General features: G+C 76.0%; 12 protein-coding genes, 1 tRNA gene and 1 pseudogene. 6 read left to right on the top strand and 8 right to left on the bottom strand.

Features of this window, described 5'->3' with window-relative positions:
- The first annotated feature begins 191 nt into the window (after positions 1 to 191).
- Positions 192 to 401, top strand: a complete 210-nt coding sequence (locus ACFU74_RS18720) for a hypothetical protein (RefSeq protein ID WP_380757955.1) — start codon at positions 192 to 194, stop codon at positions 399 to 401.
- A gap of 64 nt (positions 402 to 465) precedes the next feature.
- Here ACFU74_RS18720 and ACFU74_RS18715 read toward each other — a convergent pair whose 3' ends face one another.
- From ACFU74_RS18715 to ACFU74_RS18705, 3 genes and pseudogenes are all read right to left on the bottom strand, one after another.
- A complete protein-coding gene (locus ACFU74_RS18715; RefSeq protein WP_380757953.1) occupies positions 466 to 2,673 on the bottom strand; it encodes a hypothetical protein in 2,208 nt (735 codons plus the stop codon).
- A gap of 289 nt (positions 2,674 to 2,962) precedes the next feature.
- On the bottom strand, positions 2,963 to 3,418 hold the full coding sequence (locus tag ACFU74_RS18710) for a hypothetical protein (protein WP_380757951.1): 456 nt from the start codon (positions 3,416 to 3,418) through the stop codon (positions 2,963 to 2,965).
- Positions 3,408 to 4,137 (bottom strand): annotated as a pseudogene (locus ACFU74_RS18705) (2OG-Fe(II) oxygenase). The gene ACFU74_RS18710 and the pseudogene ACFU74_RS18705 overlap by 11 nt, the downstream one beginning before the upstream one ends.
- Before the next feature lie 583 nt (positions 4,138 to 4,720).
- Between ACFU74_RS18705 and ACFU74_RS18700 the strand changes: the two are divergent.
- Positions 4,721 to 5,074 (top strand): VOC family protein, encoded by a 354-nt coding sequence (locus tag ACFU74_RS18700; protein ID WP_380757949.1) that lies wholly within the window; start codon positions 4,721 to 4,723, stop codon positions 5,072 to 5,074.
- Between the two features lie 15 nt (positions 5,075 to 5,089).
- Here ACFU74_RS18700 and ACFU74_RS18695 read toward each other — a convergent pair whose 3' ends face one another.
- From ACFU74_RS18695 to ACFU74_RS18675, 5 genes are all read right to left on the bottom strand, one after another.
- Entirely contained in the window at positions 5,090 to 5,737 is a 648-nt protein-coding gene (locus ACFU74_RS18695; RefSeq protein ID WP_380757947.1) for a 2'-5' RNA ligase family protein, read from the bottom strand.
- A gap of 115 nt (positions 5,738 to 5,852) precedes the next feature.
- On the bottom strand, positions 5,853 to 6,764 hold the full coding sequence (locus ACFU74_RS18690) for an ornithine cyclodeaminase family protein (RefSeq protein WP_380757945.1): 912 nt from the start codon (positions 6,762 to 6,764) through the stop codon (positions 5,853 to 5,855).
- 79 nt (positions 6,765 to 6,843) lie between these two features.
- Positions 6,844 to 6,915, bottom strand: a tRNA-Glu gene (locus ACFU74_RS18685).
- 92 nt (positions 6,916 to 7,007) lie between these two features.
- Positions 7,008 to 9,572 carry a class IV lanthionine synthetase LanL gene (lanL, locus tag ACFU74_RS18680; RefSeq protein ID WP_380757943.1) on the bottom strand — a complete coding sequence of 855 codons (2,565 nt, stop codon included), beginning with the start codon at positions 9,570 to 9,572 and terminating at the stop codon, positions 7,008 to 7,010.
- A gap of 84 nt (positions 9,573 to 9,656) precedes the next feature.
- A complete protein-coding gene (locus ACFU74_RS18675; RefSeq protein ID WP_380757940.1) occupies positions 9,657 to 9,824 on the bottom strand; it encodes an SflA family class IV lanthipeptide in 168 nt (55 codons plus the stop codon).
- A gap of 190 nt (positions 9,825 to 10,014) precedes the next feature.
- Between ACFU74_RS18675 and ACFU74_RS18670 the strand changes: the two genes are divergently transcribed.
- From ACFU74_RS18670 to ACFU74_RS18655, 4 genes are all read left to right on the top strand, one after another.
- A complete protein-coding gene (locus ACFU74_RS18670) occupies positions 10,015 to 10,413 on the top strand; it encodes a DUF4440 domain-containing protein (protein ID WP_380757938.1) in 399 nt (132 codons plus the stop codon).
- A 58-nt stretch (positions 10,414 to 10,471) separates the two neighbouring features.
- Positions 10,472 to 10,945 (top strand): DUF3093 family protein, encoded by a 474-nt coding sequence (locus ACFU74_RS18665; RefSeq protein ID WP_380757936.1) that lies wholly within the window; start codon positions 10,472 to 10,474, stop codon positions 10,943 to 10,945.
- A gap of 110 nt (positions 10,946 to 11,055) precedes the next feature.
- Entirely contained in the window at positions 11,056 to 11,412 is a 357-nt protein-coding gene (locus tag ACFU74_RS18660) for a hypothetical protein (RefSeq protein ID WP_380757934.1), read from the top strand.
- A 119-nt stretch (positions 11,413 to 11,531) separates the two neighbouring features.
- On the top strand, positions 11,532 to 12,434 hold the full coding sequence (locus ACFU74_RS18655; protein WP_380757931.1) for an inositol monophosphatase family protein: 903 nt from the start codon (positions 11,532 to 11,534) through the stop codon (positions 12,432 to 12,434).
- Positions 12,435 to 12,602: the final 168 nt, after the last annotated feature.

Genomic DNA, 12,602 nt, shown 5'->3' with positions numbered 1-12,602 from the left:
GCGCACGGAGGACGGCCGCCCGCCGTCACCGGCCGCGCTTCACCCTCCCGGCGTAACTTCCCGCCCGTCGGCCCGCGTCGGAGTTGCGAAAGCGCCCGGTCTTCCTGGTCGTGTGCCAACGTGTGTGCCGCCCGGCCGTCCCGCGTGACGCCCGGCGCAGACTGCTGACCATCCATCAAGGAGTACCTGAGATGTCGGTTCGTGGAAAGCTCCGCAAGTTCGCCGTGGTCGCCACCGTCGTCGCCGCGGCGGCCGTGATCGCGCCGACCGCCGCGGTGGCGCACGGTGGGGAAGAGCAGCCCTCCTCCTCGTCGTCGGGCCTCTCGGCCGGCAACGCCGCCGTGGGCCTGGTCGGCCCGCGCTTCAGCTGGCTGGAGTGGTTCGAGAACATCAACGGCTGATCCCGCTCGCCGCACGCCCCGGAGCCCCCGGCCCCGGGGCGTGCTCGCGTGTCCGCGCCAGGGCCTAACCCACGGTGATCCCGACGACCGAGTACTGCGCGACCGTCAGCGGCACGCTCAGCACCGCCCCGGTCACCGTGAACGGCACCGGGCGCGGCGCCGGATCGGTCCCGTCCGGGGTGGCCACCGTGACCCCCGCGACGCTCCGCCCGGCCGGGACGGCGTACGTCAGGGTGCACGACGCGGGCGTGCTGCGGAACGCCGCCGGGGTGTCCCCGAAGTTGGTGAAGTTCACCAAGTGGACGACGGTCTCCTCGCCGAGGCGGCGCGCCTCCAGATGGATCCGCCGGTCGCCGGTGAGGCCGAGCGACGGCGGCGCGGCCTCGCGCACCGGGGCCAGCAGCCGCTCGCCCGCGGCCTGGTCGGCGGTGCGCAGGTAGGCGAGCCCCGGCAGGGCGCCGCCGAGGTACCAGCAGACGCCCGCGCCGAAGGCGTTGCGCCGGCTCGCCGGCAGCGGGTCGGTCCGGCGCAGCCCCAGCACGTCGGCGAGCGCGTACTCGGCGCGGCGCGCGCCGTACTCGTCCAGACCGGTCGGCGCCGGCCCGGTGAGCACCACCGTGCCGCCGCCCGCGACGTACCCGCGCAGCACCGCCGCCTCCGCGTCGGAGACCGCCTGGAGGTTGGGCAGCAGCACCACCTTGAACCGGGCCAGGTCCTCGGCCGCGAGCCCCGGGCTGGTCACGGTGTCGAACGGGATGTGCGCGTACACCAGGGCCTTGACGGCGCCGCGGAACTCGCCCATCCACGGCATCGTGGTGCAGCTCATCTCCGGGTCGTCGCCGCCCCACCAGTCGGCGATCCCGGCGGGCGCGGTCGCGTTGGCGTACATGCCGTTGCCCTCGCCCGGGCTCACGTAGTCGCGCGAGGCGCTGGAGTGGTAGACGCCGACCTCGGCCGCCGACACGGCGTCGTAGAGCCGCTGCTGGTTGGCCCTGACGAAGCCGAACATCCGGGTGCGCATCGCCGCGTCGGTGGTGTCGTTCTTGTACGGCGTCCTGACCTCGTACGGGTTGCAGCCGGCCGCGATCAGCTCCGCCATCACCAGCGAGGCGTCGTCGGCCTTCCAGCCGTAGGAGAACGCCCAGGCCGGCTTGGTGCCGCTGGCCGCCCGGGCGTACTTGTACATCGAGATCAGGCACGTCCAGTCGGTGGCGGTGGCGTGCCGCATGCCGTCCTCGTTGGCCAGGATGTCGACCTCCCACACCTGGCCGACGTTGCCCGCCGCCTGCCGCAGGTAGGCGCCGTCCAGGCCGATCGAGGTGGCGTAGCGGTAGTCCATCGAGACGGTCTCGACGAAGGTGACCAGGTCGGGGTTGACGCTGCGCCCGGCGGCGGCGATGTCGAGCTGGAACCCGAGCAGGTTCCGGTGGCGCCACTCGACGTAGCGCCGGAAGACCGGGTCGTTGAAGTCGGCGGCCTTCGGCAGGGCGGCCAGCCCGGTGTCCGCGGTGAACGCGGCGGCGCTCCAGGTGGAGGCGTCGCACCAGGAGAGCACCCCGTCGAAGAAGATCGGCACGTCCGGCCAGATCCCGTCCACGCCGGTGCCGGCGAGCTGCTTGATCCGCTTCAGGTAGTAGTCCCGCCACGGGGAGTTGGGGCTGACCCAGCAGCTCTCGTCGCCCGGGTCGACCCAGACCACCACGCTGCCGTAGAAGACGTTGGGCTTGCCGTCGAGGGAGCGCTGGACCCAGTTGCGGCCCTGGTCGTTCTTGTAGAAGGAGCGGCCCTTCTCGCCGCCGGGGGAGATGACCTCCAGTGACGGGTAGTACATGACGACCTTCAGACCGGCGGCGTGCGCCTTGGTGGTGAAGGTCCTGACCAGCGCGGCGTGGGCGGTGAACTCGGCGTCGGTGAGCCAGTCGGAGAGCACGGTGTCCAGCTCGATCACGCTGACGTTCTGGGCCTTCAGCTGGTTGATCCGGCCCTGCATGTCCTCCTCCTCGTCGAAGGTGCCGTCGGCCAGCCGGGCGTACCGGGCCCAGTCCGGCCAGTCGGCCGCGACGGGGGCCGCTGGTGCCGGTGCGTACCCCGGGGCGGGTGGGCGGACCGCGACGACGGGTGCGGCGCCGGCGGGTGTCGCGGGCAGCAGCCGGACCGCGGCCAGTGCACCGCCGGTGGCCAGTCCGGCGCGCAGCAGTCGGCGGCGGCCGATGCGCGGGGCGGGGGGCGGGTCGCCGGGGGTGGTCGGCGACGGTTCGGTGTACTCAGACATGACAATCCCTTCGACGTGCTGCGGTGCGTCGGAGAGCAGTGGGAGGAGCCGAGCAACGCTGAGCGGGCGCGCGACGGCGGGCGGCCGTGAGCGGCGGTGAACCAGGGTGGACCACGGTGCTCAGGGCGGCCGTACCGGAGCCGGTCGCGAGAACGACGGCCGCACCGGGGACGGCGCCGGCGCGAACCCCCACCCGCGCGGCCGTCCCGGGGCCGACCCTACGTCACGATCCCCGCCCGGGGACCGCTCCGAATCGGCCGACTGCGCGGCCCCGGCGGCGAGCGGTGCGTCATCCCGTATGGGCGCCGCCCAGCCGCCAGGTCCGGCCGTCCGCCGTGGCGCCGCGCAGGCCGTCCAGGGTGCCCGGGCCGGCGAGTTCCACGGCGAGGGCGCCACCGGTCGGCGCGAAGCCGACGGTCCGCGCCGGGTCCCAGTCGGTGCTGCGGCGCAGCCGGCGGCTCATGCCCGCCCAGCCGCGCGGGGCGGCGGCCACCACCCAGGCGTCCGGCGCGGGGGCGGTGAACCGGCGCGCCTGGCGCAGCCAGGAGGCGGCCTCCTCGGGCCAGTCGACGACGTCGAGCACGGTCCCGCCCTCGGCCTGCCACCGTGTGGCGAACGCGCTGGCGGCGGCGCTGGAGGCCGCGTCCCGGCCGTGCCCGATCACCACGGTTGCCGAACGGGGCAACAGGCCGGCGAGGGCGTCGAGTTCGGCCGCCGTGTGGGCGGCTGGTGGGTCAGGCGGCATCGTGGAACACCAGGCCGAGCGTGTGGCGCAGGCCCGAGCGCACGGTGCTGACGCCGTGCCGGACGGGCGCCGCAGACCAGCCGCGCGCGGAGCGCACCGGGCGGTCCCGGGTGGTGAAGACCAGCCCGTGGCCCTGCGGGAGCGCGACGGAGGTTCCGCGCGACCGGGCCCGAAGCCGCTGCTCGACGGTCAGGAACTCGCCGCCGGTGTTAGTCGGCCCCGGGAACGTCGAGGCCGATCACCACCTGGAGCGGGAACACCAGGTCGCCGTACAGGTCGCGGTGGAGCGCGTTCCAGTCGCCGGCGCGGTAGCGCAGCAGGATCGGCGTGGGCCTGGTCTGCCCGGCCGCGTGGCACTGCTCCAGCCACTCGACGAGGCTGTCCGGCCACGGCGCGGGCCGCCGGAGCCTGGCCGCCCACTCGCGGGCGACCGGCAGCAGCCGCGGGTACAGCGCCTCCCGCAGGGCGGCGACCGGCGCGGGGAACGGCTCCCGGAAGTACCGGTACTGCCCGGAGCCGAACCGGTGCCGCGCCATGTCGACGGTGCTCCGGAAGCGCTCCACCCGGTCGTACAGCGCGGCCAGCTCCGCGCACTCGGCGGGGTCGAGCAGCATCGGCGTCAGCGCGGTCCCGTGTTCGTCGAGCTCCTCGCCGATCGCCGCCCAGTCGGCCCCGTCGACCCGCCGCGCGGGGGCTCCGATCGTCGTGCGCACGCTCATGTCCGGTCTCCGGTCGTTCGTCCAACCCGTCCCACGCCCCCTACTCTGCGTCTGCGGCACCGCGCCCGGCTGGCGGGAATCGGACCTTGCGGTCCGCCCCGCGCACGGCGGTGGACCGTCGTGGCCGTGATCGAGTCATGGGTGGTCGACGGCGGGGGCGGCGACCTGGCACCGGCCCTCCCCGGGGCGGTCCCGGAGATCCTCCGCTCGCGGATCGACGCGGATCGACGCGGAGCGCCTGGGGACGTGGCTGACCGGCTCGGCCGGCCGCTCGCTGGGCTTCGTCAGCAACGGCGAGCGGGCGGTGGTGCTCCTGCCGGAGCACGAGGGCGACCCGGGCGAGCACGCCGCGGCCCCCTCGGCGGACGGCGAGAGCGACGGGGTCGTCCTCGCCGACGGGCCAGTGCGACGAGCACCCCGACCGGGACACCGTCCCGCTCGCCGAGGCCCTGCGGATCGTCGACCACATCGTGGCCACCGGCTCCTGGCTCCCCGACGCCCTCTGGGCGGCCGACCGCTGACCGGCGACGGGCGAACCGGCGCCGCCGGGCCGGGCGGCCGGCGTCCTGGCAGGATGGCGGGCATGGAACGTGTGCTGGGAATCGGTGGGTACTTCCTGCGCGCCGCCGATCCGGCGGCCATGAGCGCCTGGTACCGCGACTGCCTGGGCCTGGACGCCGACGACCACGGCCTGTGGCGGCAGGAGGCCGGGCCGACGGTGTTCGCGGCCTTCGACGCCGGGACCGACTACTTCGGCTCGCGCGAGCAGCAGACCATGCTCAACTTCCGGGTCCGCGACCTGGACGCGATGCTCGCGCAGCTGCGGGCCAGGGGCGCGCGGGTGGACGAGGAGACGCAGGAGATGGCGGGGGTCGGCCGGTTCGGCTGGGTCACCGACCCCGAGGGCCGTCGGATCGAGCTCTGGCAGCCCGCCTGACCGCCGGGGGCGGGTTCAGCCGCCGGTGAGCGGGACGGTCGCCACCGGGGACCAGGACAGCTGCCAGGCGCTCTCGCCGCCGGGGCGGGGGTGCTGCCGGAAGAGCACGTCGAGCAGTTGGACCTCGCGGACGCGCACGGGGGCGTGGCTGGGGGAGATCCGGCGCAAGACCGATTGCAGGGCGTCGGAGGAGGAGTCGGCCCAGGCGTAGCCGAGCGAGATGTGGGGCCGTCCGCCGTCGTGCCGCAGGGCGCCGGGGCCACGGGTGCGGCGGATGGCGTCGCGGACGCGCTCGCGCAGCTCGACCAGGGCGTGGTCGGGGGAGAGGTCCAGGAAGGCCCCGCCCCGGCCGGCGATCGGGGAGCCGGCCATGACCTCGAACGGGCGGGTGCCGGCGAGGTGCTCGCGCAGGGCGGTGACCAGGTCGGCGCGTTCCCGGTCGGTGATCCGGTCGGAGGTGGTGTCGGCGATCATGTCGAGGGTGCAGTGCAGCGTGCCGTCGTCCAGCGCGGTGATCGGGTGGGGGCGCATCGCCGCCCGGCACTCGCCGACCAGGCGGGCCAGTTCGAGGTCGGTGCCCGGGTCGGGTACCGCGTAGACGTGCAGGGCGCGGGCGCCGTCGGGCCACGGCGCGCCCTGGAACCTCGGAACGAACTTCTCCACGGTCGTCTCCTCCGTCGCACAGCGGGCGGGATCGGCGTGTTGCGTTCGGGGCCGTCGGCGTCCCCGGACACGGTAGCCGCAGCGGAGGCGGTCCCAGAAGTACGCCTGGGCGCGGTCAGTGGAAGGTGAAGGAGGTGGCCGTGGCGGCGGAACGGGCGGCGAGGTAGACGGGCCAGGCGAGGGCGAGGTCCTGCCAGGGGAGGCCGATCGGGGCGTAGACGGTGGCGCGGTCGTCCGGGCGGGCCGGGGCGGTGCCGCGCAGGACGTCGGCGAGCGTGGTCGCGTGGGCCGGGTCCAGGGCGGCGCCGTGCAGGACTCCGGAGGCGGCGGCGAGGGCGGGGTCGTCGACGACGAGGCGGCTCGCGCGCAGCAGGGCGGGGGAGAGTTCGGTCTTCCCGGGTTCGTCGAAGCCGAGGCTGGTGAGGTGGAGGCCGGGGCGCAGCACATCGGCGTCGAGCAGCGGCTCGCGCGACCAGGTGGCGGTGAGCACGATGTCGGCGGCCTCGACGGCCGCCCGCGCGGTGGGCACGGCCCGGCCGACGGCCGCGGCGCGCGCCGGGTCGAGGTCGTAGGCGTACACCTCGTCGACCGGCCGCAGGGTGCGCAGCGCCTTGAGCACGGTCCGGTTCTGGGCGCCGGCGCCGATGACGGCGACCCTGGTGGCGTGCTCGGGTGCGAGCGCGTGGGTGGCCAGCGCGGCGGCCAGCCCGGTCCGCCAGGCGGTGACGGAGGCGGAGTCGAGGAGTGCGAGCAGTTCGCCGTCGGCCAGCGCGTGCAGGCAGACGATCCCGCGCAGGGCCGGGGTCGCGGCCGGGAACTTGGCGTTGACCTTCACGGTGTACGCGGGAACGCCGGGGAGCAGCCCGGGGAGGAGGCACATCGCGGTGCCGGGACCGGGCAGGCGGGCGCCGACCCGCTGGGCCGGCAGCGGGTCGCCGGTGGCGCGGAAGCCCGCTCCGAGTGCGGCCAGCACGGCCGGGACGTCCAGCGCGGCCTTGACGTCCGCGCGTGAGAGCAACAGGGTCACGGGTGCCGCCTCCTCCCGCCGCCGGTCACGGCGGAAACGGAACGGGGGCGGCACCGTCACACGGTTGCCGCCCCCGGGATGGAGCGCCGGGCCCGAATCGAACGAACTCTTCCCGCTGAAAGCGGGCGTGCTGCCAATGCACCACCGACGCCTGGCCGACCGGGCCTCGCGCCGCTTGTGCGGTCCGCCCTCTCGACGAGGAAGAACCTACCAACGGATGATCAGAATCCGAAATCCACCGGATCAGGCCGGGAACAGCCGGCCGGGGCGCGGTCCGCCCCGCCGGTGGAGGCGGCGCAGGAAGGCCAGCGCACCGGGTGTGCCGACGGCCCAGGCGCGGGACTCGGCGCCGGGATCGCCGCCGGGAAGGAGCGGGCGGCCCCAGGGCCCGCCGCCACGGGAGAGCACCAGGCCCGCGACCTCCTCGGCGGCTCGCCAGTGGCGCTCGTCCCCGGTGGCCGAGGCCAGGTCGACCAGCAGTTCGCCGACGCCCGCGAGGCCGCAGCACTGGCCGGTCATGCCCATCCTCGGTGCGAGCGCACGGCAGGCGGCGCCCGCCGCGGCGGCGCGGGCGAGGAGCGCCGGTTCGCGGTAGTGGCGGGAGGCCTGGACGAGCACGGTGCCGATGCCGGCGAGCCCGCGGCACCAGGAGCCGTAGCGGCGGGTCGCGCCGGGGGCGCCGGCGGCCGCCGCGAGGCGGGGCACGTCGGCGGCGAGGCCGTCGACGAGGCGCCGGGCGGCCTCCGCGGGCTCGCCGGGCAGGGCGAGCAGGAAGTGGGCGAGACCGGCCCGGCCGTGGGCGAAGCCCTCCACGAGTGCCGCCGTCCCCGGGTTGGGTGCCTCCCGGGGGTCGGCGGGGCGGCCGTCGGTCAGCCGCCGGGCGCACTCGGCGGCGACGGCCAGGTGCCGCCCGGCCTCCTCCGGGCGGCCGTCGGCGCGGGCCGAACGGGCCAGCAGCAGCCGGGCGGTGCCGATCCCGGCGGCGCCGGAGACCTGGTCGGCGGGGAGGTCGTCGGCGAGCGGTCCGTCCGGAGCGGTGGGCGGTTCGGTGCCGAGCAGACGGGCCGCGTGGGAGAGGAACAGGTCGACGCCGGCCCGGCCGTCGTACAGCCCCGGGCCGAGCCGGTCGAGGGCGGGGTGGGCGGCCGTCCACCGGGCGAGGGCGGCGGCGGCCGTGCGGACCTCCGGCCGGTCCGGGTGCTGGAGCAGTTCGAGGCCGAGTCCGGCGGCGCCGTCGTAGAGCGACAGCAGGGTACGCGGCTGCCCGCCCCGGGTGTCCACGAGTTCGTGGGCCATCCGGACGCAGCGGCCGAGGGCGTGCCGGACGGCCTCGCCGAGCCGGTCCCCGGTCAGCGCCGGCGGCCGGCGGTCCGGGCCGGCGGACCGGACGGGGGCGCCGTCGCGCAGCGCGGCGGCGGCCGTGGCCCGCTCCCCGGCGTCGAGGCTCAGCAGACCGGCCACCGCCGTCACCACCGCGTCCCCCGTTCCGCCTCGGGGCAGGGCGCCTGCCAGGCAGGCGAGGGTGCGCTCGCGGTTGACGGCCGGGTCCGGGTCGATCACCACGGGGTCGAGTCCGGTCGCGGCCCAGTGCAGGGTGGCGCCGAGCGCGTAGTAGTCGTCGGCGGGCCGTACCTCGGCGGCGCCGGGCAGGCCGTAGCCCCGGGTGGCGCCCTCGGGCCGGTGGCCGGCGAGGAGGCTGACGCCGAAGTCGACGAGCGAGCAGCCGCCGGAACCGTCGAGCACCACGTTGGCGGGCTTGAGGTCGCACACGACCACGCCGCGCGCGTGCACGGCGTCCAGGACGGCCAGCAGCCGGCGCGCCAGCGCCCACCAGTCCCGGGCGGTCGCGCTCCGGCCGGAGGTCGGGTACGGGCCCGCCGTGAGGACGTCGCGGCGCAGATCGCGCGGGCCGAGGGCGGTGCCGACCAGGTACTCGTCCTCGCCGTGCCGGAAGTAGTCGACCAGCCGCGGAACCCCGGGCACCCCGTCGAGCGCGGCGAGCACCCGCCGCTCGTGCCGGAGCCGGCCGCGCGCGTCGGTGCCGGACGGGTCCTCGGCGACGTGGGCGCGGGCCTGCTTGACCACCACCGCCCGCCCGGTGGCGACTTCGACGGCGCGGTAGACGTGGCCGTTCGGCGAGCGGGTGATCCCGGCGGTGATCCGGTAGCGGCCGTCGCCGACCCGGGTGCTCGCCTCCCGGCGCGGTGCGCGGTCGGCGAACGGGTCGGCCGCCCAGGGGGGTTGGCGGTAGGCGTCGGCGGCGAGGCCGGGGAACGGCTCCCCGGCGGGGCCCGTCATGACGAGGTCCGGGTCGTCGCCGTCGGCGCGGAAGGGCCCGTAGCGGTAGTAGACGGGGGAGTCCGGCCGTAGCCGCCGGTCGCTGACCACCCGGGGGCCGGGGAGGCCCGCCAGCACCTCGGCCAACTCGGCGGCCAGCGTCTCGATCCCGCCCGGCGCCGGGTAGACGGTGGCCGCCTTGCCGACGGCCGCGGCGCCGCGCAGCCCGGAGTTGAGCCGCCCGAGCACGGCGGCGTCGGCGGCGAACTTGGCGTCGCAGGTGTGCCGGAGCAGTACGGGGAGCACCAGGTCGACCAGCTCCGCGAGGTGCTCGGGGCGGGCGGAGAGGTGGAGCTTCCAGCCGTGGGCGAGGGCCGGCATCGCCGGGTCGTGGAGGTAGAGCCAGCCGTCGCCGGAGTGCAGCCGGCGGCGGCCGGCGGCCGGCGCGGCCAGGTGGGCGGAGATCCGGGACCGCAGGTCCTCGGCCGTTCCGGGGCCGGGTTCCCGGCCCCGCGATGCCGCCGGTGCCATCGCTGTGCCATCCTTCCGCGGTCGTGACCGCCGCGCGGTCACCCGCCCGGCGGTCACCTCCCTGCTCGGATCACTCGGTGGGGGTCAGGAGTTGAGCCCGCACTCGAAGCGGGTGGGGACGTAGGTCACCCACGGGTCGTCGAGACAGGCCACCGGGGCGAGGTCCGCGTCGAACTCGTCCTCGAAGGCGATGGTCTCCTCGTCGATGTCCAGCAGGCCGGCGTCGCGGATCTCCAGAACCTGTGCGCTCATGATGGGCTCCTCCCGTTGAGGGTCGGTGGATTCCTGTTCGACGGCATGTTCATGCTAGCCAGCCCCCGGTGTTCACCATAGGGGCGCGACATCGTCACATTCGGAACGCTGGTGGGTGACGGGCCGCTTGACTATGTGACATTTCCTCGAACAGCTGACCGGGGAAATCCCCGGTGCTACGGTCGGGCCCATGTCCAAGACCGAGATCGACCAGCTGACCGCGGAGTTCTTCGGCGCGTTCGACAACCGCAGCGGCCAGGCCGCCGACGTGGCCCGGATCCGGCGGCTGATGCTCCCGCAGGGCGTGATCGTCTGCACCGCCCCCACCTTCACGGTCTACACCGTCGAGGGGTTCATCGAGCCGCGCGAACGGTTGCTGAGCGACGGACGGCTGATCGGCTTCTCCGAGTGGGAGACCTCCGAACGGACCGAGATCGCGGGCGATGTCGCCACGCGCATCGGCGAGTACCGCAAGCGCGGGACCCTCGACGGCCGGAGGTTCGCGGTCGACGGGACGAAGACCTTCCAGTTCGTCCGCACCCCCGAGGGCTGGCGGATCGCCGCCTTCTCCTGGTGCGACGCGGCCTGAGCCACGCCCGGGCGGCCCGGGTGCGGGGACCGGCGCACGGCGTGGCAGCATCCCGGATGTGGTGATCTACGACGAACGACTCTCCGTCCCGCTGCGCTGGTGGCTGTCCGCCCTGACGGCCGCCGGCGCGCTCACGGCCGCGCTGCTCCCGCTCGGCGCGCTGCCCGCGCTGGCCGGCGGCGCCCTGCTGCTGGCGGTGACGGTCCCGGCGCTCAACGGCTACGGCGCGGTCCGCATCCGGGTCTGCGACGGCGTCCTGGTGGCCGGACCGGTCGTGCTGCGCGGCGAGCACACGGGCGCGGTCGAAGTCCTCGACCAGGCCGCCGCCTTCGCCTGGCGCACCCGGCTGGCCGGCCCCCGGGCCCGCCTGCTCATCCGCGGCTACCTCCCGCGCGCGGTCCGCGTCGAGGTCGCCGAACCCTCGCTGCTCTGCCCCTACGTCTACCTCTCCACCCGCCGCCCCGAGGCTCTGGCCGCCGCCCTGGCCGAAGCCCGCGACCACTGCACGGCACCGGCGGCCACCGGCCGCTGACCCCCGGCGTGTCGGCCGGGGACGTGCCGGAGGAGCCGGATGCGGCGCATACTGCTGGCGGTGCCTCTCCGGGACGGGTGGGGCGCGCGACGCACGGGGGGAGCGCCGCCATGACACGCAGGACCGCCGACCGCACCGCCGCACCGAACCGCCTCGCCGCACGGGCCGCCTGGGGCGTGCTCGGGGCCGGTCTGCTCGCCTGGACCGTACTCGAAGCGCTGAAGCACCGGGGCCTCACCGTCCCGCTCGCGGTCCTCGGCCTGCTCGTGCCGTGGCTCGCCGCCCGCACCCGGGGCACGTCCGCCGTCCGCCGGGTGCTGACGCGCATCTGGGTGCCGCTCGCCGTCATGGCGATCTGCTCACTGGCACCCGGCTCCGCCGACAGCACCGCCGCGCCGTTCGCCTTCGGCATGGACTGGCTCACCCACCTCGCCCTGCGCCGGGCCCTGTCCCGCAATCCGCGCTGACCCCCGGTCCTGGCCCGCCTGCCCCGCCTCCGCGGTCGGGGGCGGGCGTGCCAAGCCCCCCGGGCCGTCCGTCTGTTCGGTCGGGGACCGGGGAACCGAAGCTGTGATGTGATGGACAGATGATCGAGGAACGATTCGCCGCGGACTGCCTGGGCCCGGTGGAGGAGGCGGTCCGGCGGGCGGCGGCCGACGAGATCATGCCGCGCTTCCGCGCGCTGACCGCCGACCAGGTGGCCGAGAAGACCGGCCCCCACGACCTGGTGACCGTCGCCGACCGCGGCGCCGAGGCGCATCTGGCGGCCGCTCTGACCGGGCTGCTCCCCGGCTCGGTCGTGGTGGGGGAGGAGGGGGTCGCCGCCGACCCGGGCCTCTACGCGGAGCTGGCCGGCGACCGCCCGGTCTGGATCGTCGACCCGATCGACGGCACCCGCACCTTCGTCCGCGGCGACGAGGGGTTCTGCACGCTGGTCGCCCTCGCCCACCACGGCGAACTGCTGGCCTCCTGGACGTACGCCCCGGCCCGCGACGAGATGGCGACGGCCCTGCGGGGCGGCGGCGCCCGCCTGAACGGCGTCCCGCTCCACGCGGGCCCGCCGGCCGAGGGCCCGCCGGCCGAGGGCTCGCCGGTCGACGGTTCGCCGACCGGCGGTTCGCAGGCCGAGGACGCGCCGCTGGAGATCGCCGCCTCCTACCCGTACCGCACCACACCCGCGGTCAGGCGCGCACTGCTGCGCCTGCGCACCGAGACCCTGCGCACCCGCCCCTGCGCGGGATCGGCGGGGCTGGAGTACCTGGCGATCGCCCGCGGCACCCTCGACGCGACCGTGTTCGCCTGGGAGAACGCCTGGGACCACGCGGCCGGTCTGCTCCTGGTCACCGAGGCGGGCGGGGCCCACGCCACCCTCACCGGCACGCCCTTCCGCCTCGCCGGCGGCAACGACCTGCCGTTCACCACGGCCCGCGACGCGCGGACCGTCGGCCGGATCCGCAGCATTCTCCTCGGCGACAGCCCCGCCCCGTAACCGGGGTCGCGGGTGTGCCGACGCCGGTACCCGGCATGCCTCCGACCTGCGCACCGCCGCGCCACCGTGCCCGCCGGCGACGCCCGGCGGCCGGGGGCGGACCCGCACGTCCGCACGTCCGCGAGCCTGCTGCGGAGGCCGGGACGGCCCGGTGCGCCCGGGCGCGGT

Source organism: Kitasatospora sp. NPDC057500 (assembly GCF_042802195.1).
Classification (GTDB): Bacteria; Actinomycetota; Actinomycetes; order Streptomycetales; family Streptomycetaceae; genus Kitasatospora.
The sequence above is the reverse complement of the archived record's forward strand: the minus strand, read 5'-3'. Positions and strand labels throughout refer to the sequence as shown.